This is a genomic window from Streptococcus sp. WM07 (assembly GCF_004570525.1).
GTDB lineage: Bacteria > Bacillota > Bacilli > Lactobacillales > Streptococcaceae > Streptococcus.
The window spans coordinates 1-756 of the sequence record NZ_SPPZ01000130.1; the positions used below are offsets into that span (position 1 = coordinate 1).

The window sequence follows — 756 nt, forward strand, 5'->3', positions numbered from 1 at the left end:
TCCTATGGTGCTGTGCATTCTTTTTATCTTTCAGGGCTTGCTTCAATTCGCTAATTTGATATTCATTTAGTTCGACTTTCATACCTTATAGTATACAGCTATTTTTGTTTTTTGTTAAGTATAAGTTGGTTGGCACAAATAATTTTGAATGAGCCATCCCTCCGCCTACAATAATATTGTCCTGTTGCAAAATCTGGATATCCACTAGAATAGACCAACTCTCAGGAAGACCAATGGGCCCAATTCCTCCAAATTCCATCCCAGTTTGTTCCAAGACAGTCTCAAGTGGGGCAAATCCTACCTTCGAAACATCTAGTGGACGTTTGACCGTCGCATTCGTATTCGCTTTTTTGCCATAGGGAACTAAAAGAGCTGCATATTTTTTATCTTCTCCACGTTTCCCCTCGACAACCAGGCAGTTGACTTCTATTTCAGTCGGAATTTCAAACTGAGGGTACTAGCTGAGACCTAGTGCAAATTCAGGATCAATTTCAACAACTTTAATTTCTTCTGTAGCCCCTAATTTCTCAATTCCTTCCCAAACAGTAGGTGCAAGGAGATCTTGTCGTTCAATGGCTGGTTTAAACTCTAAATTCATAGTCTAGTTCCATTTCTATTATAAATTTTTTAACCCAAATTATTCATACCTCAGAAGAATCTGTGTAAATGCCTAAAAAATCATCAGAAAAAACCAATAACCAACTGGAATTTCTGATGATTTTTATTATTCACCAAATTGTTCTAGGGATAAAAATG

2 protein-coding genes are annotated in these 756 nt (G+C 37.0%); both read right to left on the reverse strand.

Features of this window, described 5'->3' with window-relative positions; genetic code table 11:
- Positions 1 to 85 precede the first annotated feature (85 nt).
- A complete protein-coding gene (locus E4T71_RS10340) occupies positions 86 to 442 on the reverse strand; it encodes a YbaK/EbsC family protein (RefSeq protein WP_306766729.1) in 357 nt (118 codons plus the stop codon).
- Between the two features lie 15 nt (positions 443 to 457).
- Positions 458 to 598 carry a hypothetical protein gene (locus tag E4T71_RS10345; RefSeq protein WP_228062399.1) on the reverse strand — a complete coding sequence of 47 codons (141 nt, stop codon included), beginning with the start codon at positions 596 to 598 and terminating at the stop codon, positions 458 to 460.
- Between the last annotated feature and the right edge of the window lie 158 nt (positions 599 to 756).

Bases quoted from the DNA above. Each gene is read 5' to 3' on its own strand.
- E4T71_RS10345 (WP_228062399.1), bottom strand. From the start codon at position 598: ATGAATTTAGAGTTTAAACCAGCCATTGAACGACAAGATCTCCTTGCA.